The following is a 23342-nucleotide window of genomic DNA, read 5'->3' as shown; positions in this document are numbered from 1 at the left end:
GGGACGAGAAGAGAAGCATGACCTCCGGTCCCCTCCGCCTGTTCACCTCCGAGTCCGTCACCGAGGGCCACCCGGACAAGATCTGCGACCAGATCTCGGACCGGATCCTCGACGCCCTGCTCCGCGAGGACCCGCACAGCCGGGTCGCCGTCGAGACGCTGGTCACGACGGGGCTCGTGCATGTCGCGGGCGAGGTCTCCACGAGCGGCTACGTCGAGATCCCCAAGATCGTGCGCGACACGATCGTCGAGATCGGCTACGACTCCTCGGAGAAGGGCTTCGACGGCCGCTCCTGCGGCGTCTCGGTCTCGATCGGCCAGCAGTCGCCCGAGATCGCGGCGGGCGTCGACACGGCGCTCGAGGTCCGCTCCTCCGAGGCGGGCGAGGACGCCTTCGACCGCCAGGGCGCGGGCGACCAGGGCCTGATGTTCGGCTTCGCGACCGACGAGACCCCCGAGTACATGCCGCTGCCGAGCTGGCTCTCGCACCGCCTCGCCGAGCGCCTGGCCGCCGTCCGCAAGTCGGGCGAGCTCGACTACCTCCGACCCGACGGCAAGACCCAGGTCACCATCGGCTACGACGGCACGACGCCGTCCACCATCGACACCGTCGTCCTGTCCACCCAGCACGCAGAGCACGTCAGCACCGAGACGATCCACGCGGACATCGCGGCGCACGTCATCCGCCCCGTCCTCGAGACGGTCGACCTCGACTCCTCCGCCGTGCGCCTGCTGATCAACCCGACGGGCCGCTTCGAGATCGGCGGCCCTCAGGGCGACGCCGGGCTCACCGGCCGCAAGATCATCGTCGACACCTACGGCGGAGCGTCCCGCCACGGCGGCGGCGCGTTCTCGGGCAAGGACCCGTCGAAGGTGGACCGCTCGGCCGCCTACGCCATGCGGTGGGTCGCCAAGAACGCGGTCGCCGCGGGGCTCGCCTCGCGGCTGGAGGTGCAGGTCGCCTACGCCATCGGCAAGGCGGCCCCGGTCGGCCTCTACGTCGAGACCTTCGGCACCGGCACCGTCTCCGACGAGACGATCACCGAGGCGATCCGCTCGGTCTTCGACCTGCGCCCGGCCGCGATCATCCACGCACTCGACCTGCTCCGCCCGATCTACGCGCAGACCGCGGCTTACGGCCACTTCGGCCGGGAGCTCCCCGACTTCACCTGGGAGCGCCTCGACCGGGTCGACGACCTGCGCTCCGCCGCGGGCCTCTCGTAGCGGGCGCGGCGGCGATGGCGACGAGCGGAGCCGTCGCGCGCGTGCTCCTGGACTCGCCCCTCCCGCAGCTCGACCGGCTCCTGGACTACGCGGTGCCGGAGGCGCTGCGCGGCGAGGTGGTCCCCGGCGTGCGCGTGCGGGTGCCGTTGCGGACCGGAGGCCGGATCGCCGACGCGTTCGTCGTCGAGACGGGGGAGGGGACCGAGCACGCTGGAGCGCTCAGCGGCATCGAGGAGCTGGTCTCGCCGCTCGTCGTGCTGACCCCGGAGGTCTGGGCCCTCGCCCGCCGGGTGGCCGACCGCGCCTCCGGAGGCGCGAGCGACGTGCTGCGCCTGGCCGTGCCGCGCCGCCACGTCCGCGTCGAGAAGGCGCGACTCGCCGCGGGTCCCGCTCCTGCGGCGCCCGCGGTCGAGGCGGGCGGCGTGACGGGCTACCCCGACGCCTCCTTCGCGGGACTCGCCGAGGGGGCCCGGCTGGCGGTCGGCGCCGTGCCGGCTCCGGTGAGGCTCGACTCGGGCGCGTGGGTCGGCGGCTGGGCCGTCACGCTCGCCGAGCTCGCCCGGGACACGCTCGCCGCGGGCCGCGACGCGATCCTGGCCGTCCCCGACTACCGCGACCAGGAGCAGCTGGAGCTCGCTCTCGCCGCCCTCGTCCCCGCGGAGGCGGTGGTGCGCCTCGATGCGCGGCAGAAGGGCGCCGAGCGCTACTCCGCCTTCGTCCGCTGCCTCGATCCCGGGCCGCGGGTCGTCGTCGGCAACCGCTCCGTCCTCTACGCGCCCTCCTCCGCCCTCGGCCTGATCGCGCTCTGGGACGACGGCGATCCGCTCTTCGCCGAACCGCTCGCGCCCTACGCGCACGCCCGCGACGTCGCCCTGGTGCGGCAGGAGCAGAGCGGCGCCGGCCTCGTCCTGCTCGGCAACACGCGCACGGTCGAGGTCGAGCGGCTCGCCGAGATCGGCTTCGCGACCGAGGTGGAGCCGCGGCCGAGCCGCCGCCCGCACGTCGTGCCGACCGCCCAGCAGTGGGCGGCCGACGAGCACGACGCGGCAGCGCGCATCCCCTCCTCCGCCTGGCGGGAGGCGCGGAAGGCCCTCGACTCCGGTCCCGTGCTCGTCCAGGTCGCGCGCCCCGGCTACGCGCCGGTGGTCGCCTGCGCCCGCTGCCGGACCGTCGCACGCTGCAACCGCTGCCAGGGTCCGCTCGGCGTGCACTCCGAGGGCGGGCGGCCGAGCTGCGGCTGGTGCGGCCTGATCGCGGCCGACTGGACCTGCTCCGTCTGCGAGGCGACGGCTCTGCGCCTCGTCTCCCTCGGCGCGGGCCGCACCGCGGAGGAGCTCGGACGCGCCTTCCCGGGTGCCAAGGTGATCGTCGCCGACGGGCAGCGCCCCGTGCTCACCCTCCCCGACGAGCCCGCGCTCGTCGTGGCCACGCGCGGGGCGGAGCCGCGGGCCGACGGCGGCTACCACGCCGTCCTGCTGCTGGACGGCGAGCGGATGCTGGCCCGCGAGAGCCTGCGGGTCGCCGACGACGCGCTCCGCACCTGGTCGAACGCCGCGGCGCTGGCCCGCCCGGGCGCGCCGGTCCTCCTGGTCGGGGTCGGCGGCCGGCTCGCGACCGCCCTGGCGACCTGGCGGCAGGCCGAGTACCTCCGGGCCGAGCTCCAGGAGCGGCGCGCTCTGCGCTTCCCGCCCGCGGTGCGCCTGGCCACGGTGAGCGGCGACGCGCACGCGGTGGAGGAGGCGCTCGAGGCGCTCGACGAGGACGACCGGCACGAGGTCCTCGGTCCTGTCGGGCTCGAGGACGGCTCCGTCCGGGCGATCGTCCGGTTCGACTACGCTCGCGGTGCGGATGTGGCCGCGCGCCTCCGCTCCGCCGTGATCCGCAACGCCACGCGCCGTCGTCGCCCGCCGACCACGCCCGGCCGCTTCCGGCCGGCCCCCCGGCTCCGGGTCCGTCTCGACGACCCCGACATCCTCTGACTCCCCAGGAGACCCCCGTGCGCCTCGTCTTCGCCGGCACGCCCGCCGCCGCCGTTCCGACCCTCCGCGACCTCGCCGCCTCCGCGCACGAGGTCGTGGCCGTGGTCACCCGGGAGGACGCCCCGGTGGGACGCAAGCGCGTGCTCACCCCCTCGCCGGTCGCCGTCGTGGCCGAGGAGCTGGGGATCCCGGTGATCCGGGCGAACCGCCTCGACGAGGACGTGACCGACCGGATCGCGGAGCTCGCCCCCGACCTCGGCGTGATCGTGGCCTACGGCGGCCTCGTCCGGCAGCGCCTGCTGGCGGTGCCGCGCCTGGGCTGGATCAACCTGCACTTCTCCCTGCTGCCGCGCTGGCGCGGGGCGGCTCCCGTCCAGCGGGCGCTGATGGCGGGCGACACGCGGATCGGCGCGAGCGTCTTCCAGCTGGTCGCCGAGCTCGACGCCGGTGACGTGTACGCCGAGCTCGCCGTCGACGCGGGGGAGCACACCGCGGGCGAGCTGCTGACGGAGCTGGCCGCGAGCGGCGCCGGCCTCACCCTCGGCGTGGTCGACGCGCTGGAGGAGGGCACGGCCGTCGCGACTCCGCAGACCGGAGAGGCGACCCCCGCTCCCAAGCTCGACGCCGCCGACGGCCGGATCGACTGGAGCCTCCCGACCGCGCGGGTCCTCGCGCTCGTGCGCGGAACGACTCCCGAGCCCGGAGCCTCGACCGCGGTGGGGGACGCGCGCCTCAAGGTGCTCGCGGTCCGCGCGGCCGAGGGGGACCTCGCTCCCGGCGTCGTCCGCCTCGACGCGGGGCGCGCCCTCGTCGGCACCGCGGACGGAGCGGTCGAGCTGGTCACCGTCCAGCCCGCCGGCAGGACCCCGATGGCCGGCGCCGACTGGGCCCGCGGCCTGCGCGAGAGCACGGTGCTCGCGTGAGCGCCCGTCGCGAGGCCGCTCCCGCCCGCCGGGTCGCCTACGACGTCCTGCTCGCGGTGAGCGGGTCGGACGCCTACGCCAACCTGATCCTGCCCGCGCGGATCAGCGCCGCCGGCCTCTCGCCCGCCGACGCGGGACTGGCCACCGAGCTCTGCTACGGCACCCTGCGGATGTCCGGCTACTACGACCGCGTGATCGCCCTCGCGGCCGGCCGGTCCGTCGAGAGCATCGATGCGCCCGTGCTCGACGCGCTGCGCCTGGGCGTGCACCAGCTGCTCGCGACCCGCGTGGCCCCGCACGCCGCGGTGAACGAGAGTGTCGCGCTCGTCGCGGCCGGCTCCTCGCGGGGAGCGGTGGCCTTCGCCAACGCCGTGCTGCGCGAAGTCTCGCGCTCGAGCGCCGGCGAGTGGCGCGAGCGGGTCTCCGCGGCCGCGGTCTCCGGGGACGACCGGATCGCCGCGCTGAGCTCCCACCCCGTGTGGATCGTGCGCGCCCTGCGACGGGCGCTGGCGGCGGAGGGGGCGGCCGACGAGCTCGACGCGCTGCTCGCCGCCGACAACGCGGCTCCGCGGGTGAACCTGGTGGCTCTGCCGGGCCTGGCGTCTCCCGGCGAGATCGCCGACGCCGAATCCGACCGGTTCTCGCCGGTCGGCATGACCAGCACCGGCGGCGACCCGGAGGCCTTCCCCGCGGTGCACGAGGGCCGCGTGCGCGTGCAGGACGAGGGCTCCCAGCTCGCCGCTCTGGCGCTCTCCCGGGCACGGCCGGTCCGCCCGGGCGAGCGCTGGCTCGACCTGTGCGCGGGACCCGGCGGCAAGGCGGCGCTGCTCGCGGCGGAGGCGCGCGCAGGCGGGGCGGCGCTGCTCGCCAACGAGGTGGTCGCGGGCCGCGCGGGCCTGGTGCGGCAGGCGCTGGCCGCCGTCGATCCGTCGGTCGAGGTGCGCACCGGCGACGGGCGCGACCTGGGCGACGAGCAGCCGGGATCGTTCGACCGCATCCTCCTCGACGCGCCGTGCACCGGTCTCGGTGCGCTGCGGCGGCGGCCGGAGGCGCGCTGGCGCAAGTCCGCGGCCGACGTGGAGCCGCTGGCCGCCCTCCAGGGCGAGCTGCTCGACTCCGCGGTGAGGGCTCTCGCTCCCGACGGGCTGCTGGCCTACGTGACCTGCTCGCCGCACCTCGGCGAGACCCGGCGCGTGCTCTCCCTCGCGCAGGAGCGGCACGAGCTCGAGCTCGTCGACACGCCGGCCGTGCTGCGCGCGGTGACGGCGGACCCGCTCCCGCTGCCGGACGGCCCCCTCCACGTGCAGCTCTGGCCGCACCGGCACGGCACCGACGCCATGTTCGTGCAGCTCCTCCGCCGCCGGCCCCTCGAGGCGGCGTCCGGGAACGCCTGACCCCTCCGGAGCGGGAGCGTCCTCGGCCGGGCGGACGCGGAGGACGCTCCGATCTAGGCTGGAGGCATGCCCGCACGGATCAACCCCAGCATCCTCTCCGCCGACTTCGTGAACTTCGAGGCCGAGCTGCAGCGCATCGCCGGAGCCGACCTCGTGCACGTCGACGTGATGGACAACCACTTCGTGCCGAACCTCACCTTCGGGCTGACCATGGTCCAGCGCCTCCAGGACGTCTCGCCCCGCCCGCTCGACCTGCACCTGATGATCGACGACCCCGACCGGTGGGCCCCCGACTACGCCGAGACCGGCGCCTTCTCCGTGACCTTCCACGCCGAGGCCGCGCGCGACGCCGTGGCCCTGGCGCGGCGCCTGCGCGGGATCGGCTCGCGGGCGGGGATCGCGCTCAAGCCGGGCACGATGGTGGACGACTACCTCGACCTCCTGCCCGAGTTCGACCAGGTCCTCGTGATGACGGTCGAGCCCGGCTTCGGGGGCCAGTCCTTCATGCAGGAGACGATGCCCAAGCTGCGCACGCTCCGGAACGTGGTGGACCGCACCGGGCTCGACGTCTGGCTCCAGGTCGACGGCGGGATCGCACCCGGCACGATCGAGATCGCAGCGGAGGCGGGAGCCGACACCTTCGTCGCGGGCTCCGCGGTCTTCGGCGCGGACGACCCGGAGGCCGCGATCGCGTCGCTGCGCGAGACGGCGACCGCTCACCTGCACCGGCACTGAGGCGTCCCGCGCCCGGCCGCCGTATAGACTTCCCCGGTGAAAACTTTCGACGACCTCTTCGCTGAGCTGGGCGAGAAGGCCGCCGCCCGTCCCGAGGGTTCGGGCACCGTCCGCGAGCTCGACGCCGGCGTGCACTTCATCGGCAAGAAGATCGTCGAGGAGGCCGCCGAGGTGTGGATGGCCGCCGAGTACGAGGGCGACGAGCGCACCGCCGAGGAGATCTCGCAGCTGCTCTACCACCTGCAGGTGCTCATGCTCGCCAAGGGACTGACGACGGCCGACGTCTATCGGCATCTGTGAGCCCCGCCCCGCTCGCCGGGGTGCGCCTCCGCTCCGCGCCGTCGCGCCCGCACGCTCCCCGAGGAGCCGTGCCGCCCCCTGAACAGCCGTCGAGTCATGAAGGACGTCCCGTGACCACCACCCCCGCCCCGGCGCTCCTGCGCGTCGCCGTCCCCAACAAGGGCTCCCTCTCGGAGACCGCCGGTCAGATGCTCGCGGAGGCCGGCTACACCGGCCGCCGCGACCCGAAGGAGCTGCACGTCGTCGACGAGCGCAACGGGGTCGAGTTCTTCTACCTGCGCCCGCGCGACATCGCCACCTACGTCGGCTCCGGCGCTCTCGACGTCGGGGTCACCGGCCGCGACCTCCTGATCGACTCCGGCTCCGAGGCGCGCGAGATCGCGAGCCTCGGCTTCGCGAACTCCACCTTCCGCTTCGCCGGGCCCGCAGGCCGCTACGACGAGCTCGCGCAGATCGACGGCCTCCGCGTGGCGACCAGCTACCCGGGCCTCGTGGGCCGCTTCCTCCGGGAGCACGGCGTCGAGGTGACGCTGATCCGCCTCGACGGCGCGGTCGAGTCCGCGATCCAGCTCGGCGTCGCCGACGTCATCGCCGATGTCGTCGAGACCGGCACCACGCTCCGCAAGGCCGGCCTCGAGATCTTCGGGCCGGTCATCCTGGACTCGACCGCCGTCCTGGTCTCCGCCGCGGGGGAGCCCGAGGGCATCCCGGTGCTGCTGCGCCGCCTGCAGGGCGTGCTGGTCGCCCGCGAGTACGTGCTGCTCGACTACGACTGCCCCGTCGCGCTCCTGGAGAGCGCCACGGCGATCGCCCCGGGCTTCGAGTCGCCGACGGTCTCGCCGCTGCACGACGCCGAGTGGGTGGCCGTCCGCGTGATGGTGCCGCGCTCGGACATGAACCAGGTGATGGACCGCCTGTACGACCTGGGCGCCCGCGCGATCCTGGTCACCTCCATCCACGCCGCGCGCCTGTAGAGGGGGAGCCGATGAGTCTCGCCGTCCGCGTCATCCCCTGCCTCGACGTCGCCGCCGGCCGCGTCGTGAAGGGCGTCAACTTCCAGAACCTGCGCGATGCGGGCGACCCCGTCGAGCTCGCCCGCCTCTACTTCGAGCAGGGCGCCGACGAGCTGACCTTCCTCGACGTCACCGCCACGGTCGACGACCGCTCGACCACCTACGACGTGGTGCGGGCGACCGCCGAGCAGGTCTTCATCCCGCTCACGGTCGGCGGAGGCGTGCGCAGCGCCGAGGACGTCTCGCGACTGCTCGCGCACGGCGCCGACAAGGTGGGCGTCAACTCCGCCGCGATCGCCCGGCCCGAGCTCCTCGGCGAGATCGCCGACGTCTTCGGCGCGCAGGTGCTCGTGCTCTCGCTCGACGTCAAGCGGAGCGACGCCACGCCGTCCGGCTTCGTCGTCACCACTCACGGCGGACGCCGCGAGACCGAGCTCGACGCCCTGGCCTGGGCGGCCGAGGCCGTCGAGCGCGGCGCCGGGGAGCTCCTGGTCAACTCCATCGACGCCGACGGCACCAAGCAGGGCTTCGACCTCGAGCTGATCGCCGCGATGCGCGAGCTGAGCTCCGTGCCGGTCATCGCCTCCGGAGGCGCCGGCGCCGTCGAGCACTTCGCTCCGGCCGTCGACGCGGGAGCCGACGCCGTGCTCGCCGCCTCCGTCTTCCACAACCGCGAGCTGACGATCGGCGACGTCAAGCGCGCGCTCGCCGCCTCCGGGATCGAGATCCGATGACCCCCGCCGAGCTCGACGCCGTCCTGGACCGCGCCGCCTTCGATCCGACCGGGCTCCTGCCCGCGATCATCCAGCAGCACGACACCCGCGAGGTGCTCATGATGGGCTGGATGGACCGCGAGGCGCTCCGGCGGACCCTCACCGAGGGCCGCGTCACCTTCTGGTCGCGCTCGCGCCAGGAGTACTGGCGCAAGGGCGACACGTCCGGGCACGCGCAGTACGTGCGGGGTGCCGCCCTCGACTGCGACGCCGACACTCTGCTGGTCCAGGTCGAGCAGATCGGCGCAGCCTGCCACACGGGCGAGCACGCCTGCTTCGACGTCGACCCCCTCGTGCCGTTCACCGGCCTCGGCCCGGCGGAGTGAGCATGAGCGGACGGCGGCTGAAGTACACGGCGATCCTCGGGGTCGTGCTCCTCGCCGCGCTCGAGCTGACCTCCTCCACTCAGACCTGGTCCACGCTGACCCTGGCCGCGATCGAGGGGGAGGGCCAGCGGATCGACGTGGCCGGGACCGTCGCCGCGCCCGCGCTCTCCGCCCTGGCGCTCGCGGGCCTCGCCCTCGCCGCGGCCCTCGCCATCGCCGGCCCCGTCTTCCGGATCGTGCTTGGTGTGCTCCAGGCCGTCCTCGGCGCCTCGGTGGTGCTCGCGGCCGCGACGGCACTGGGCGACCCCGTGCGCGCCGGCGCTTCGCTCGTCACCGAGGCGACCGCCATCGCGGGGGAGCAGTCCGTCGCGGCGCTCGTGGCCTCGTCCTCCGCGACGGCCTGGCCCGTCGTCGCCCTGGTCTGCGGCGTGCTCACCGCGCTGCTCGGGATCGGCGTCCTCGCGACCTCGGGCCGCTGGCCGGGAGCGGCGCGGAAGCGCGCGTCCCGCTTCGAGCCCGCCGACGGCTACGGCCACGGCGCGTCGACCGTGCAGACGGACGACGGCGACATCGACCCGGTCGTCTCGTGGGACGAGCTCTCGCGCGGCGACGACCCCACCTCGGGCCGCTGACACCGGCCGGGGTCGTGTCCGGCGGTCCGGCATCCCCGCCTCCTTCAGGCGGCTGCGCAGGCGAGTCCGGGGCCGGGCGCTCAGGCGCCTCACGCTAGACTGCTCTGGTCCCGATGCACCCCCAGGAGGAGACCCATGAGCACCGAGCACGACGACGACAACCACGGCCACTCGCCCGCAGCGTGGACGGCCGTCGTCATCATGCTGGTCGGATTCACGATCGGCACGATCGCGTTCTGGTTCGACGTGCCCCTGGTGGTCTGGCTCTCGGCCGGCCTGGTGGTGGTGGGTCTGCTCGTGGGCATGGGCATGGCCAAGGCGGGCTACGGCGTCAACGGCGCGAAGGCGAACCCGAAGGCGCGCGCCTAGGTGCTCGCCGACCTCACCGCCGGCGCCCTGGCCGACGCGGCCCGGCGCCGCGAGAGCGCCCCGCTCGAAGCCGTCGAGCGCCGCGCGCTCGCCCAGGCGCCCGCCCTCGACGCCCTGGCCGCTCTGGCCCCCGCCGAGCGCGTCAGGATCATCGCCGAGGTGAAGCGCGCCAGCCCGTCGCGCGGAGCCCTCGCCGACATCCCCGTCCCCGCCGAGCTGGCCGGACAGTACGAGCTCGGGGGAGCGAGCGCGATCAGCGTCCTCACCGAGGAGCGCCGCTTCAAGGGGTCCCTCGCGGACCTCGAGGCGGTCCGCGAGCGCGTGTCGATCCCCGTCCTGCGCAAGGACTTCGTCGCCGAGCCGTACCAGGTCCTCGAGGCCCGCGCGGCCGGAGCCGACCTGGTCCTCCTCATCGTCGCCGCGCTCGAGCAGCCCCTGCTCGCCGAGCTGCACGCCCTCGTGCTCGAGCTGGGGATGACCCCGCTCGTCGAGACGCACTCGGCCGACGAGCTCGAGCGGGCCGCCGACCTCGGCGCGCGGCTCATCGGCGTGAACGCCCGCGACCTCTCCACCTTCCAGCTCGACCGCGACCTCTTCGGCCGCCTCTCCGAGCGCTTCCCCGACGATGCGGTGAAGGTGGCCGAGTCGGCCGTCCTCACCGCCGACGACGTCGCGCACTACCGCGGCTCCGGAGCCGACGTCGTCCTCGTGGGCGAGGCTCTCGTCACCGGCGGCGACCCCGTCTCCACCCTCGCCGGCTTCCTGGCGCACTGACCACACCGATAGGCGGTACCCCCATGGCACTCCGGGATGAACTCGGCCCCTACTTCGGCGAGTTCGGCGGACGCTACGTCCCCGAGTCCCTCGTCGAGGCCCTCGACGAGCTGAGCGCCGAGTACGAGCGCACGAAGGTCGATCCCGCGTTCGCGGCAGAACTGATGGAGCTGCACCGCAGCTACACCGGTCGTCCGTCGATCATCACCGAGGTGCCGCGGTTCGCCGAGCACGCCGGCGGTGCGCGGATCATCCTCAAGCGCGAGGACCTCAACCACACCGGCTCGCACAAGATCAACAACGTGCTGGGCCAGGCGCTGCTCACCAAGCGGATCGGCAAGACCCGCGTCATCGCCGAGACGGGAGCGGGCCAGCACGGCGTCGCGACCGCCACGGCCGCCGCCCTGTTCGGCCTCGACTGCGTGGTCTACATGGGCGAGGTCGACACCGAGCGCCAGGCCCTCAACGTCGCCCGCATGCGCCTGCTCGGCGCCGAGGTGATCCCCGTGACGACCGGCTCGCGCACCCTCAAGGACGCGATCAACGACGCGATGCGCGACTGGGTGACGAACGTGGGCACCACGAACTACATCTTCGGCACCGTCGCCGGCCCGCACCCGTTCCCGGCCCTCGTCCGGGACTTCCAGAAGATCATCGGCGAGGAGGCGCGCGAGCAGGTCCTCGAGCTCACCGGCTCGCTGCCCACCGCGGTCACCGCCTGCGTCGGCGGCGGCTCCAACGCGATGGGGATCTTCCACGCCTTCCTCGATGACCCCGAGGTCCGCCTCGTCGGCTTCGAGGCCGGCGGCGACGGGATCGAGACCCCCCGCCACGCGGCGACCATCAGCAAGGGCCGCCCCGGCGTCCTGCACGGCGCCCGCAGCTTCCTCCTCCAGGACGAGGACGGCCAGACCGTCGAGTCGCACTCGATCTCGGCCGGCCTCGACTACCCGGGCATCGGCCCGGAGCACGCGTGGCTCTCGAGCATCGGCCGCGCCGATTACCGCGCGGTCACCGACTCGGCCGCGATGGACGCGCTCATGCTGCTCAGCCGCACCGAGGGGATCATCCCGGCGATCGAGTCCGCGCACGCGCTGGCCGGCACGCTGGAGCTCGGGCGCGAGCTCGGCCCCGAGGCCACCATCCTGGTCAACCTCTCGGGCCGCGGCGACAAGGACATGACGACCGCTGCGCACTACTTCGGCCTCATGGACCAGGGCGCGGTGCAGTCGTGAGCGGCCGCGGACCGAGCGTCGCCGAGACCGTCCGGCGCCGGAACGAGGAGGCGGCGGGCGCCCTGATCGGCTACCTCCCCGTCGGCTTCCCCGACCTGCCGACCAGCATCGACGCCGCCGTGGCCATGGCCGAGAACGGCGTCGACGCGATCGAGCTCGGTCTGCCCTACTCCGATCCGGTGATGGACGGACCCGTCATCCAGGAGGCGACCCAGGCCGCCATCGCGGGCGGCTTCCGCCTCCGCCACGGCTTCGAGGCCGTCCGCGAGATCCGGGCGCGCGTCGACGTGCCGGTCCTGGTGATGACCTACTACAACCCCGTCCTGCAGTACGGGGTCGAGCGCTTCGCCACCGATCTGGCCGAGGCCGGCGGGTCCGGCCTCATCACGCCCGACCTGATCCCGGACGAGGGCGCCGAGTGGCTCGCCGTCTCCGAGCGGCTCGGACTCGACCGCGTGTTCCTCGCGGCACCGTCCTCGACGGACACGCGCCTGCGCCAGGCCGTCGACTCGAGCCGTGGATTCGTCTACGCGGTCTCGACGATGGGCATCACCGGCGCGCGCACCGATGTCGACTCCGCGGCCCGCACCCTGGTCGACCGCCTCCGCGCCGCCGGCTCCGAGAGCGCGTGCGTCGGCCTGGGCATCTCGACCGGCGAGCAGGTCGCCGAGATCCTCGCCTACGCGGACGGCGCCATCGTCGGATCCGCCCTGGTGCGGGCGCTGGCGTCCGGCGGGGTCGACGCGGTCGCCGAGACCTCCCGCGGCCTCGCCGAGGGCACCCGCCTGCGCTCCGCGCGCTGACACCCTCCCGCTACAATCGGGATGCCCACCGGGGCGCGGCCGAGCCGTGCCCGGGGGACCCCCTCCTTCGAAAGGTCGAGTACCGGTGTCCGTACCGCTGAGCATTCCGAGCCCCCCCGACGCGTGGAGTCAGTACGACCTCACGATCGGCACCTTCACGCTCGCGATCCACACCTACGCGCTCTGCATCCTCGCGGGGATCATCGTGGCGACGATCATGACGAATCAGCGCCTCAAGCGCCGCGGCGCGGAGCCGTGGGTCGTGCTCGACATCATCATCTGGGCCGTGCCGCTCGGCATCGTCGGCGCCCGCGCCTACCACGTGCTCACCCACCCCGGCGACTACTTCTACGACGGCGCCGACCCGTGGGAGGTCGTCCGCATCTGGAACGGCGGCAACGCCATCTTCGGCGGGCTGATCGGAGGCGCGGTCGGCGCGTTCATCGGCTGCCGCTGGACAGGAGTGCGGTTCTGGACCTTCGCCGACGCCCTCGCCCCCGGCATGCTCGCCGCGCAGGCGCTCGGGCGTCTGGGCAACTGGTTCAACCACGAGCTCTTCGGCCTGCCCACGACCCTGCCCTGGGGCCTCGAGATCGAGACCACCAACCCGGCCTTCCCCGTCGGCCTCCCGGCGGGCACGCTCTTCCACCCGACCTTCCTCTACGAGATCCTCTGGAACGTCGTCGGCATCGCGGTCATCCTCCTGCTCGAGCGCCGTCTCAAGCTGCAGTGGGGCACCGTCTTCACCGCCTACCTGATCTGGTACGGGATCGGCCGCGTCTGGTTCGAGTCCATCCGGATCGACCCGAGCGAGTTCTTCTGGGGCATCCGCACCAACGTCTGGGCCGCGCTCATCGCCGTGGTCATCGGCCTGGTCCTCGTGGTGATCCAGAAGCGCGAGCACCCGGGCGCCGAGCCCTCGGCCTACCGGCCGGGTCGCGAGTGGACGCCCGCCCCGGCTGCGGTAGAATTCGAGGACGTCGAGTCCGACTCCGACGACACCACCACCCCTGCTTCCGGCACCGACGCCGAGAAGCCGACGGTCTCCCGCACCTGACGGAGGTCGCGGAGCCTCCGCGACCGCCTCCCGGGTGCCCGACACCTCCACGACCGCCCCATCGCGGCGCAGCCACGAGCGCTGCCGCGGGCGGGTCGTCGTGCAGGCACCGCCGGCGGCGCGCGACGCTCGCGCCACGGCAGAACCCTGCGGCCCTCCCGATCGGGGAGCCGCTCCTCCTCCACCACCGCGGGCCAGCGACGTCCCGATCAGCCATCACCCCCGTGAGGACGGTTCCCATGGCCTCCGCCCAGCCCTCGACCCCGGCCCGCGCCGTGCCCTTCCTGGGCATGCCGCCGGCACAGGGGATGTACGACCCGGCCGCCGAGAAGGACGCGTGCGGTCTCGCGATGGTCGCCACCATGCGCGGCACCGCCGGCCACGACATCATCGACGCCGCGCTGAACGCGCTGCGCAACCTCGAGCACCGCGGCGCCGTCGGCTCCGACGCGGGAACGGGCGACGGCGCGGGGATCATCACGCAGATCCCGGACGAGTTCCTCCGCGCGGTCGCTCCCTTCGAGCTCCCGCCGCTGGGCCAGTACGCGGTGGGCAACGCCTTCCTCCCGGTGGACGTGTTCGAGCGCGAGCGGGTCAAGTCGACGATCGCCGACATCGCCCGCGAGGAGAACCTCGCCGTGGTCGGCTGGCGCTCCGTGCCCGTGCAGCCCGACGAGATCGGCACGCTCGCCCGGGCCGCCATGCCGGCGATCGAGCAGCTGTTCATCCGGAGCGAGCTGACCGACGAGAGCGGCACGCCCCTCTCCTCCGTGCGCCTCGACCGCCTGACCTTCCGCCTGCGCAAGCGCGTCGAGCGGGAGCTCGAGGTCTACTTCATGTCGCTCTCGAGCCGGACGCTCGTCTACAAGGGCATGGTGACGACGCTCCAGCTGGAGCCGTTCTACCCGGACCTGTCCGACGAGCGCTTCGCGTCGAAGCTCGCGCTGGTGCACTCCCGGTACTCCACCAACACCTTCCCGTCGTGGCCGCTCGCTCAGCCGTTCCGGATGATCGCGCACAACGGCGAGATCAACACGGTGCAGGGCAACCGCAACTGGATGCGCGCACGCCAGTCGCAGCTGAAGAGCCGCGAGCTGGGCGACCTGGCCCCGCTGTTCCCGATCGTCTCGCCCGGCCGCAGCGACTCCGCCTCGTTCGACGAGACCGTCGAGCTGCTCAACCTGGCCGGCCGGTCGCTCCCGCACGCGGTCATGATGATGGTGCCGGAGGCCTGGGAGAACCAGGACGGCGCGCTCGACCCGAAGCGCCGCGCGTTCTACGAGTACCACTCGATGCTCATGGAGCCGTGGGACGGCCCGGCCGCGATCGTCTTCACCGACGGCGAGCTCGTCGGCGCCACTCTCGACCGCAACGGGCTCCGCCCCGGCCGCTACGTCGTCACCGACGACGGGCTCGTGGTGCTCGCCAGCGAGATCGGCGTGCTCGACATCGACCCCGCGAAGGTGGTCCGCAAGGGACGCCTGCAGCCCGGCCGCATGTTCCTGGTCGACACCGAGCAGGGCCGCATCGTCGAGGACGAGGAGATCAAGGGGCAGCTCGCCGCCTCCGGTCCGTTCGAGGAGTGGCTCGAGAAGGGCCGCATCAACCTCAAGGACCTCCCCGAGCGCGAGCACATCGTGCACACGCCCGCCTCGGTCAACCGCCGCCAGCGCACCTTCGGCTACACCGAGGAGGAGGTCCGCCTCCTCCTGCTGCCGATGGCGCGCGCCGGTGCGGAGCCGCTCGGAGCGATGGGCTCGGACACCCCCGTGGCCGTCCTGTCCAAGCGCCCCCGCCTGCTCTTCGACTACTTCACGCAGGCCTTCGCGCAGGTGACGAACCCGCCGCTGGACTCGATCCGCGAGGAGGTCGTGACCTCGCTCCGCCTGGGCCTCGGCCCCGAGCGCAACCTGCTGACCGCCGGTGCCGAGCACGCGCGCCAGGTCGTCCTCGACTTCCCGGTCATCGACAACGACGAGCTCGCGAAGATCCAGCACATCGCGCCGCGCCCGCTGAGCCACATCACCACGACGATCCGCGGCCTCTACCGCGTCGACGCGGGACCCCGCGCGATGCAGGACCGCATCGACGAGATGTGCGATGAGGCCGACGAGGCCATCGCCGCGGGAGCGCAGTTCCTGGTGCTCTCGGACCGCGACTCCACCAAGGACTTCGCGCCGATCCCCTCGCTGCTGATGCTCGCCGCCGTGCACCACCACCTCATCCGCACCGAGAACCGGATGCGAGTGGGGCTCGTGGTCGAGGCGGGCGACGTCCGCGAGGTGCACCACGTGGCGACGCTCATCGGCTACGGCGCCTCCGCGGTCAACCCGTACCTGGCGATGGAGACCTGCGAGGACCTCGTCCGCAGCGGCATGCTGTCGGACGTCTCGCCGGAGAAGGCCGTGAAGAACGTGATCAAGGCGCTCGGCAAGGGCGTGCTGAAGATCATGTCCAAGATGGGCATCTCCACCGTGTCGAGCTACGCCGGGGCGCAGACCTTCGAGGCCGTCGGCCTCAGCCAGGCGTTCGTCGACCAGTACTTCACCGGCACCGTCTCGAAGCTCGGCGGCATCGGCATCGACGTCGTCGCCGAGGAGAACGCCGCGCGTCACCGCGCCGCCTATCCCGAGGACGGCGCGATCGTCGCGCATGAGCGCCTGGCGGTCGGCGGCGAGTACCAGTGGCGCCGCGACGGCGCCCCGCACCTGTTCAACCCGGACACGGTGTTCCGCCTGCAGCACTCGACGCGCAACCGCCGCTACGACGTCTTCCGCGAGTACACGAAGATGGTCGACGACCAGGCGAGCTCGCTGATGACCCTCCGCGGCATGTTCAAGCTCGACACCGCGGGGCGCACGCCGATCCCGATCGACGAGGTCGAGCCGGTCGAGGCGATCGTGAAGCGCTTCTCGACGGGCGCGATGAGCTACGGCTCCATCTCGCCGGAGGCGCACGAGACGCTCGCCATCGCGATGAACCGACTCGGCGCCAAGTCGAACACGGGCGAGGGCGGCGAGGACACCGAGCGGCTGCTCGACCCGGAGCGCCGCTCCGCGATCAAGCAGGTCGCCTCGGGCCGCTTCGGCGTCACGAGCATGTACCTCACCCACGCCGACGACATCCAGATCAAGCTCGCCCAGGGCGCCAAGCCCGGCGAGGGGGGTCAGCTCCCGCCCACGAAGGTGTACCCGTGGATCGCGCGCACCCGGCACGCGACCGCCGGTGTCGGCCTGATCTCGCCGCCGCCGCACCACGACATCTACTCGATCGAGGACCTGAAGCAGCTGATCTTCGACCTCAAGCGGGCGAACCCGTCGGCGCGCATCCACGCGAAGCTGGTCAGCCAGTCGGGCATCGGAGCGGTCGCCGCCGGCACCGCGAAGGCCCTCGCCGACGTGATCCTCGTCTCGGGTCACGACGGCGGCACCGGCGCGAGCCCGGTGAACTCGCTCAAGCACGCGGGCACGCCCTGGGAGCTCGGCCTGGCCGAGACCCAGCAGACGCTGATGCTCAACGGCATGCGCGATCGCGTGGTCGTGCAGGTCGACGGCCAGATGAAGACCGGTCGCGACGTCGTCATCGGCGCGCTGCTCGGAGCCGAGGAGTTCGGCTTCGCGACGGCTCCGCTGATCGTCGAGGGCTGCATCATGATGCGCGTCTGCCACCTCGACACCTGCCCGGTGGGCGTCGCGACGCAGAACCCGGAGCTGCGCCAGCGGTTCTCCGGCAAGCCCGAGTTCGTCGTCAACTTCTTCGAGTTCATCGCCCAGGAGGTGCGCGAGTACCTCGCGCAGCTCGGCTTCCGGAGCGTCGACGAGATCGTCGGCCACCGCGAGCTGCTCGACGTCGACCAGGCGATCGAGCACTGGAAGGCGAGCGGGCTCGACCTGACGCCGATCCTCGTCGGACCGGTCTTCACGGCGGAGGAGCCGCGCCGCCACGGCCGCGCGCAGGAGCACGAGCTCGAGCACCACTTCGACAACGAGCTGATCCGCCTCGCGGCGAACGTGCTCGACCACCGCGGCACCGTGCGGATCGAGCGCGAGATCAAGAACACCGAGCGCGCCGTCGGCACCATGCTGGGCCACGAGGTCACCGTCCGATTCGGCGAGAACGGCCTGCCGGCCGACTCCATCGTCGTGTCGCTCCGCGGCTCGGCCGGGCAGTCGCTCGGAGCGTTCCTCCCCGCCGGCATCACGCTGCGGCTCGAGGGCGACTCCAACGACTACGTCGGCAAGGGCCTCTCGGGCGGTCAGATCGTGGTGCGGCCGGACCGCCGCAGCACCTTCGACGCCTCGACGAACGTGATCGCGGGCAATGTGATCGGCTACGGGGCGACCCAGGGCACGATGTTCATCCGCGGGATGGTCGGCGAGCGCTTCCTGGTTCGCAACTCCGGCGCCACCGCGGTGGTCGAGGGAGTGGGCGACCACGCGCTCGAGTACATGACCGGCGGCCTGGCGGTGATCCTCGGCGAGACCGGGCGGAACCTCGGCGCCGGCATGTCGGGCGGCACGGCCTACATCCACGGCCTGCGCCGCGAGCTCGTGAACCGCGACGCGATCGCCTCCGGCGAGCTGACCCTCTCCGCGCTCGGCAGCGCCGACGTGGAGATCCTGCGCGACCTGCTCGAGCGGCACGTCGCGGAGACCGAGTCGACCCTGGCACAGGGGATGCTCGACGATTTCGACGGAACGGTCTCGCGTTTCGTCAAGGTACTGCCCCGCGACTTCGCCGCGGTGCTCGCGACGCGCGCATCCGCTGTGGAGGAGGGGCTCGACCCCGACGGCGACGTCGTCTGGGGACGGATTCTGGAGGTGACCGGTGGCTGATCCCAAGGGGTTCCTGAAGGTGCAGGACCGGGAGCTGCCCAAGCGGCGTCCCGTGTCCGTCCGCCTGATGGACTGGAAAGAGGTCTACGAGCAGGGCGACTCCGCCGTGCTGCGCCGGCAGGCGGGCCGCTGCATGGACTGCGGCATCCCGTTCTGCCACAAGGGCTGCCCGCTGGGGAACCTGATCCCCGAGTGGAACGACCTGATGTGGCGCGGCGAGGGCCGCCAGGCGATCGAGCGCCTGCACGCGACGAACAACTTCCCGGAGTTCACGGGCCGGCTCTGCCCGGCGCCGTGCGAGTCGTCCTGCGTGCTCGGCATCAATCAGCCCGCCGTCACGATCAAGCAGATCGAGGTCTCGATCATCGATCAGGCCTTCGGCAACGACTGGGTGCAGCCGCACCCGCCGGAGCGCCTGACCGGCAAGACCGTCGCGGTCGTCGGCTCCGGCCCGGCGGGGCTCGCCGCAGCTCAGCAGCTCACCCGCGCCGGGCACACCGTCGCGGTCTACGAGCGCGACGACCGCATCGGCGGCCTCCTGCGCTACGGGATCCCGGACTTCAAGATGGAGAAGAAGCACCTCGAGCTCCGCCTGAACCAGATGAAGGCCGAGGGCACCCGGTTCCGCGCGGGCGTCGACATCGGCTCCGACATCACCTGGGACGACCTGCGGGCGCGCTACGACGCGGTCGTGGTCGCCACCGGCGCTCTCGTGCCGCGCGACCTGCCGATCCCGGGGCGCGACCTCGACGGCGTGCACTTCGCCATGGAGTACCTCGTGCAGTCGAACCGCGCGATCGCGGGCGACCGCGTCTTCGAGCAGATCTCGGCCGAGGGCAAGCACGTCGTCGTCCTGGGCGGAGGCGACACCGGAGCGGACTGCATCGGCACCGCCCACCGCCAGAAGGCCGCGTCGGTCACGAACCTGGCGATCGGGCAGCAGCCGCCGTCGCAGCGCCCGGACAGCCAGCCCTGGCCGATGGACCCGACCGTGTTCGAGGTCTCGAGCGCCCACGAGGAGGGCGGGGAGCGGATGTTCCTCGCGTCGACCGTGGAGTTCCTCGCGAACGAGGGCGGCGAGGTCCGCGCGGTGCGCGTGGCCGAGACCGAGTACCTCGACGGACGCCGCGTCCCCAAGGCGGGCACCGAGCGCGAGATCCCGGCCGACCTGGTCCTGCTCGCCCTCGGCTTCACCGGCCCGGAGGCGGACCACCTCGGCCGCCAGCTCGACGTCCCCTTCACCGAGCGCGGCAACGTCGCGCGCGGCGACGCCTTCGAGACCACCGTCCCCGGCGTCTTCGTGGCCGGCGACGCCGGGCGCGGCCAGTCCCTGATCGTCTGGGCGATCGCGGAGGGCCGCTCCGTCGCGGCCGAGGTCGACCGCTACCTCGAGGGCACGACCCAGCTGCCGGCGCCGGTCGGCCCCAACGACCGGGGCTTCACGCTCTAGTCCCCGGGACGCGATAGTCTCGGCCCGCCAGCAATCAGCTCACCCTCCCCGCTAACGACGCGCCTCCGGGCGCAGAACAACGGAGCACCCCCTCAATGAGACGAGCGAAAATCGTCGCCACCCTCGGCCCGGCAACGTCGTCGTACGAGACCATTCGTGCGATCATCGACGCCGGCGTGGACGTGGCCCGCATGAACCTCAGTCACGGAAGCTACGACGTCCACGAAGGCATCTACCGCATCGTGCGGAAGGCCGCGGACGACGCCGGGCGCGCGGTCGCGATCCTCGTCGACCTGCAGGGTCCGAAGATCCGCCTCGGCAAGTTCGAGGGCGGCCCGTACGCCCTCGCCGAGGGCGACGTCTTCACCATCACCACCGAGGACGTCCTCGGCACGCGCGAGCTCTCGGGCACCACGTTCAAGGGCCTCCCGGACGACGTGAACCCGGGCGACATGCTCCTCATCGACGACGGCAAGGTCGCTGTCCGCGTCACCGCCGTCGAGGGCCCCCGGGTCGTCACCGAGGTCGTCGTCCCCGGCAACGTCTCGAACAACAAGGGCATCAACCTGCCCGGTGTCGCGGTCAACGTCCCCGCCCTCTCCCAGAAGGACGAGGACGACCTCCGCTGGGCGATCCGCCTCGGCGCCGACATCATCGCCCTCTCCTTCGTGCGCAACGCCAGCGACATCGAGCGCGTGCACGAGATCATGGCGGAGGAGGGCCGCAAGGCTCCCGTCATCGCCAAGATCGAGAAGCCTCAGGCGGTCGACAACCTGCAGGAGATCATCGACGTCTTCGACGGCATCATGGTCGCCCGCGGCGACCTCGGCGTCGAGCTGCCCCTCGAGGCGGTGCCGATCGTGCAGAAGCACGCCGTCGAGCTCGCCCGCCGCTGGGCGAAGCCGGTCATCGTCGCGACCCAGATGCTCGAGTCGATGATCGAGAGCCCCCGCCCCACGCGGGCCGAGGCCTCGGACGTCGCGAACGCCATCCTCGACGGCGCGGACGCGGTCATGCTCTCGGGCGAGACCAGCGTCGGAGCCTGGCCCGTCGTCACCGTGCAGACCATGGCCCGCATCGTCGAGTCCACCGAGGAGCACGGCCTGGAGCGCATCCCCCCGCTGGGGAGCAAGCCCCGCACCCAGGGCGGATCCGTCACGCTGGCCGCCGCCGAGGTCGCGGAGTTCGTCGAGGCGAAGTTCCTCTGCGTGTTCACGGAGTCGGGCGACTCGGTCCGCCGCATGACGCGCCTGCGCCACGGCATCCCGATCATCGGCTTCACCCCCGAGCCGGCCGTCCGCCGCCGCATGGCGCTGAACTGGGGCGTCCAGTCCTTCGTCACGCCGCGCGTCAACCACACCGACGCGATGTTCGCGCAGGTGGACGCGGTGCTGCTCCGCGAGGGCCTCGCCCAGGCGGGCGAGACCGTGGTCGTCGTCTCCGGATCGCCCCCCGGGCGCGCCGGCACGACGAACGACATGCGGGTGCACATCGTCGGCTCGTCCAGCTCGGCCGACAGGGCCGAGAACTGGGACCACTGAGTCCAGCACCCTCCGGAGGGCCCGGTCGCGCGAGCGGCCGGGCCCTCCGGCGTTCCCCGGCGGCCCGCGTGGCGGGACGCGCCTCCGCGGGCGGATACCGTGGACCCATGCGACTCGGCGTGCTCGACATCGGCTCCAACACGGTCCACCTGCTCCTCGTCGACGCGCACCCCGGCGCCCGCCCGGTGCCCTACCGCTCGCACAAGCGGAGCCTCGCTCTCGTGGCGCACCTCGATGAGGCGGGGGAGATCACCGAGCGTGGCCAGCGCGAGCTGATCGCGTTCGTGACCGAGGCCGCCGAGGTCGCCCGCGAGCACCGCGCGGAGGACCTGCTGGCGTTCGCGACCTCGGCGATCCGCGAGGCCGGCAACGGCGCGGCGGTCCTCGACCGGGTCCGCGCCGAGACGGGCGTGCACCTCCAGGAGCTCGGCGGCGAGGCCGAGGCGTCGGCCACCTTCCTCGCCGTGCGCCGCTGGTTCGGCTGGGGCGCGGGCTCGATCCTGGACCTCGACATCGGCGGCGGCTCGTTCGAGCTCTCGATGGGCGTGGACGAGGTGCCCGAGCTCGCCGTGTCGGTCCCGCTCGGAGCGGGGCGGGTGACGCGGGACCTGCTGGTCGGCGATCCCGCCTCGGCCACGAGCGTGAAGGCCGCCCGGCGTCACGCCCGCGAGGTGCTCGCGGAGCCCGTCCGCGGCTTCCTCGCCCTGGGGCGCCCCGACCTGGTCGCAGGCACGTCGAAGACCTTCCGGTCTCTGGCGCGGATCACCGGCGCCGCTCCGAGCGCCGCCGGTCCGCTGGTGCGCCGCGAGCTGCACCTGGTCGACCTCCGGCTGTGGTCCGCCCGCCTCGCCGCGATCGGCGCGGCCGATCGCTCAGCGCTGCCCGGCGTCTCCGCTCTGCGGGCTCCGCAGCTGCTCGCGGGCGCTCTCGTCGCGGAGGCGGCCATGGACGCCCTCGGCATCGAGACGCTGGTGATCTGCCCCTGGGCCACCCGCGAGGGGCTGATCATCCGCCGCTTCGAGCTGCTCGACGCGCAGATCCAGCGCGCGGACGTTCAGCTCAGCGCGATGCTGTAGGACAGCGACCGTCGGCCGCCCGGCTCGAGGACGACCTGGCGCGGCTTGTCGACGATGTCGCCGTCCCAGCCCTCGGGGGTCGGGACGCTCCGCCACGGCTCGAGGCAGACGAACGGGGCCCCGACGGGCTTCCACACGCCGACCACGTCGAAGTCCCCGGTGTCGACGACGATCGCGCGGGCGGCGCCGTCGGCCTCGAGCCGGAGGGTCCGCCGGCGCGGCTCGTCGAAGATCATCACGCCCTCCTCGAAGTGCGCGTCGTCCACTGTCAGGACCCCGTCCTCGAGCGGCGCCGGGTGGCGCGCCTCGAGCAGCAGGTTCTCCGGAGCGCGGCGGTACCCCTCCGGCTCGGGCTGCGCGAAGCGGATGCGGTGCTCGCCGCGGCCCTCGGGCAGCGGCAGCGCGAAGGCCGGGTGGTTGCCGAGCGAGAAGCCCAGCGGAGAGGGACCCCTGTTCTCGACGGTCTGGGTGATCCGGAGCGAGGCGCCGGTCACGGCGTAGGCGATGAGGAGCGTCCAGTCGAAGGGGAACACCGCGCGCGTGGCGTCGTCGCTCCGGAGCCGGAACACCGCCTCGTCCGCCGAGACGCCCGCGAGCTCGAAGACCCGGTCCCGCGCGAAGCCGTGCTGCCCCATCCGGTGGTCCGCGCCGTCGTGGTGCAGCGTGTCGCCGGGGAGGCGCCCGATGATCGGGAACAGGACGGGAGCGTGCCGGCGCCACTCCAGGCCGGCCTGCCACAGGTACTCGCGGCCCTCGTCGTCGCGGAGGGACGTCATCTCGGCCCCGGCGGGCGTCAGGGCGAGGCGCAGGCTCTCGCTGCCGAGGGTGAGGACGGTGGGCGCGGGGGAGTCGCTGCTGGTCATCCTCCGATTCTGCCCGTCACGCGGTGCGGGCGGGGGTGTCG

General features: G+C 73.1%; 20 protein-coding genes. 19 read left to right on the top strand and 1 reads right to left on the bottom strand.

All coding sequences use genetic code 11. The features are described from left to right. The first annotated feature begins 17 nt into the window (after nt 1-17). The 19 genes from metK (at nt 18) to C5C54_RS05020 (ending at nt 22438) form a co-directional block, all read left to right on the top strand. Complete coding sequence (gene metK, locus C5C54_RS05110; protein ID WP_104221839.1) at nt 18-1223, top strand: methionine adenosyltransferase; 1206 nt, start codon at nt 18-20, stop codon at nt 1221-1223. A gap of 14 nt (nt 1224-1237) precedes the next feature. Next, entirely contained in the window at nt 1238-3202 is a 1965-nt protein-coding gene (locus C5C54_RS05105; protein WP_104287922.1) for a hypothetical protein, read from the top strand. A 17-nt stretch (nt 3203-3219) separates the two neighbouring features. Beyond that, nucleotides 3220-4125, top strand: coding sequence for a methionyl-tRNA formyltransferase (gene fmt, locus C5C54_RS17880; RefSeq protein ID WP_181127849.1), 906 nt, complete (start codon nt 3220-3222; stop codon nt 4123-4125). Beyond that, nucleotides 4122-5519, top strand: coding sequence for an RsmB/NOP family class I SAM-dependent RNA methyltransferase (locus C5C54_RS05095; protein ID WP_258063228.1), 1398 nt, complete (start codon nt 4122-4124; stop codon nt 5517-5519). Before fmt ends, C5C54_RS05095 begins: the two co-directional genes overlap by 4 nt. 66 nt (nt 5520-5585) lie before the next feature. After that, complete coding sequence (rpe, locus tag C5C54_RS05090) at nt 5586-6254, top strand: ribulose-phosphate 3-epimerase (protein WP_104287920.1); 669 nt, start codon at nt 5586-5588, stop codon at nt 6252-6254. A 36-nt stretch (nt 6255-6290) separates the two neighbouring features. Continuing rightward, on the top strand, nt 6291-6554 hold the full coding sequence (locus C5C54_RS05085) for a phosphoribosyl-ATP diphosphatase (RefSeq protein ID WP_055791842.1): 264 nt from the start codon (nt 6291-6293) through the stop codon (nt 6552-6554). Nucleotides 6555-6664: 110 nt separating this feature from the next. Beyond that, nucleotides 6665-7528 (top strand): ATP phosphoribosyltransferase, encoded by an 864-nt coding sequence (gene hisG / locus C5C54_RS05080; RefSeq protein ID WP_104221851.1) that lies wholly within the window; start codon nt 6665-6667, stop codon nt 7526-7528. 11 nt (nt 7529-7539) lie between these two features. Then, nucleotides 7540-8301, top strand: coding sequence for an imidazole glycerol phosphate synthase subunit HisF (hisF, locus tag C5C54_RS05075; protein ID WP_104287919.1), 762 nt, complete (start codon nt 7540-7542; stop codon nt 8299-8301). Then, nucleotides 8298-8666: a phosphoribosyl-AMP cyclohydrolase gene (gene hisI / locus C5C54_RS05070; RefSeq protein ID WP_104221855.1), complete on the top strand. Its 369-nt coding sequence runs from the start codon at nt 8298-8300 to the stop codon at nt 8664-8666. The genes hisF and hisI overlap by 4 nt, the downstream gene beginning before the upstream one ends. A 2-nt stretch (nt 8667-8668) precedes the next feature. After that, on the top strand, nt 8669-9298 hold the full coding sequence (locus C5C54_RS05065) for a Trp biosynthesis-associated membrane protein (protein ID WP_104287918.1): 630 nt from the start codon (nt 8669-8671) through the stop codon (nt 9296-9298). A gap of 135 nt (nt 9299-9433) precedes the next feature. Next, nucleotides 9434-9667, top strand: coding sequence for a DUF6704 family protein (locus C5C54_RS05060; RefSeq protein ID WP_104221860.1), 234 nt, complete (start codon nt 9434-9436; stop codon nt 9665-9667). After that, on the top strand, nt 9668-10441 hold the full coding sequence (trpC, locus tag C5C54_RS05055) for an indole-3-glycerol phosphate synthase TrpC (protein ID WP_104221862.1): 774 nt from the start codon (nt 9668-9670) through the stop codon (nt 10439-10441). 23 nt (nt 10442-10464) lie between these two features. Beyond that, nucleotides 10465-11676 (top strand): tryptophan synthase subunit beta, encoded by a 1212-nt coding sequence (gene trpB, locus C5C54_RS05050; protein WP_104225310.1) that lies wholly within the window; start codon nt 10465-10467, stop codon nt 11674-11676. After that, the gene (trpA, locus tag C5C54_RS05045; RefSeq protein WP_104232657.1) at nt 11673-12479 is read left to right on the top strand and encodes a tryptophan synthase subunit alpha; all 807 of its coding nucleotides are present in this window, start codon (nt 11673-11675) and stop codon (nt 12477-12479) included. The genes trpB and trpA overlap by 4 nt, the downstream gene beginning before the upstream one ends. An 85-nt stretch (nt 12480-12564) precedes the next feature. Continuing rightward, nucleotides 12565-13536, top strand: coding sequence for a prolipoprotein diacylglyceryl transferase (lgt, locus tag C5C54_RS05040; protein WP_258063227.1), 972 nt, complete (start codon nt 12565-12567; stop codon nt 13534-13536). A 239-nt stretch (nt 13537-13775) separates the two neighbouring features. Next, entirely contained in the window at nt 13776-18371 is a 4596-nt protein-coding gene (gene gltB / locus C5C54_RS05035) for a glutamate synthase large subunit (protein ID WP_104287917.1), read from the top strand. Continuing rightward, entirely contained in the window at nt 18364-19821 is a 1458-nt protein-coding gene (locus C5C54_RS05030; RefSeq protein WP_104246790.1) for a glutamate synthase subunit beta, read from the top strand. Before gltB ends, C5C54_RS05030 begins: the two co-directional genes overlap by 8 nt. A gap of 95 nt (nt 19822-19916) precedes the next feature. Further along, entirely contained in the window at nt 19917-21362 is a 1446-nt protein-coding gene (gene pyk, locus C5C54_RS05025) for a pyruvate kinase (RefSeq protein ID WP_104221869.1), read from the top strand. A 107-nt stretch (nt 21363-21469) separates the two neighbouring features. Next, on the top strand, nt 21470-22438 hold the full coding sequence (locus tag C5C54_RS05020; protein ID WP_104246791.1) for an exopolyphosphatase: 969 nt from the start codon (nt 21470-21472) through the stop codon (nt 22436-22438). Here the strand turns inward: C5C54_RS05020 and C5C54_RS05015 are convergent. Next, a complete protein-coding gene (locus C5C54_RS05015; protein WP_104287916.1) occupies nt 22417-23301 on the bottom strand; it encodes an aldose 1-epimerase family protein in 885 nt (294 codons plus the stop codon). The genes C5C54_RS05020 and C5C54_RS05015 overlap by 22 nt on opposite strands. Nucleotides 23302-23342 lie beyond the last annotated feature (41 nt).

It is taken from the genome of Rathayibacter sp. AY1F2 (assembly GCF_002930885.1).
Classification (GTDB): domain Bacteria; phylum Actinomycetota; class Actinomycetes; order Actinomycetales; family Microbacteriaceae; genus Rathayibacter.
Note: the sequence above shows the minus strand (reverse complement) of the source record. Positions and strands in the feature narration are given on the sequence as shown.

Coding starts and splice junctions, on each gene's coding strand:
- metK (WP_104221839.1), top strand. CDS start 18: ATGACCTCCGGTCCCCTCCGCCTGTTCACCTCCGAGTCCGTCACCGAG.
- C5C54_RS05105 (WP_104287922.1), top strand. CDS start 1,238: ATGGCGACGAGCGGAGCCGTCGCGCGCGTGCTCCTGGACTCGCCCCTC.
- rpe (WP_104287920.1), top strand. CDS start 5,586: ATGCCCGCACGGATCAACCCCAGCATCCTCTCCGCCGACTTCGTGAAC.
- hisF (WP_104287919.1), top strand. CDS start 7,540: ATGAGTCTCGCCGTCCGCGTCATCCCCTGCCTCGACGTCGCCGCCGGC.
- hisI (WP_104221855.1), top strand. CDS start 8,298: ATGACCCCCGCCGAGCTCGACGCCGTCCTGGACCGCGCCGCCTTCGAT.
- C5C54_RS05065 (WP_104287918.1), top strand. CDS start 8,669: ATGAGCGGACGGCGGCTGAAGTACACGGCGATCCTCGGGGTCGTGCTC.
- C5C54_RS05060 (WP_104221860.1), top strand. CDS start 9,434: ATGAGCACCGAGCACGACGACGACAACCACGGCCACTCGCCCGCAGCG.
- trpB (WP_104225310.1), top strand. CDS start 10,465: ATGGCACTCCGGGATGAACTCGGCCCCTACTTCGGCGAGTTCGGCGGA.
- gltB (WP_104287917.1), top strand. CDS start 13,776: ATGGCCTCCGCCCAGCCCTCGACCCCGGCCCGCGCCGTGCCCTTCCTG.
- pyk (WP_104221869.1), top strand. CDS start 19,917: ATGAGACGAGCGAAAATCGTCGCCACCCTCGGCCCGGCAACGTCGTCG.
- C5C54_RS05020 (WP_104246791.1), top strand. CDS start 21,470: ATGCGACTCGGCGTGCTCGACATCGGCTCCAACACGGTCCACCTGCTC.
- C5C54_RS05015 (WP_104287916.1), bottom strand. CDS start 23,301: ATGACCAGCAGCGACTCCCCCGCGCCCACCGTCCTCACCCTCGGCAGC.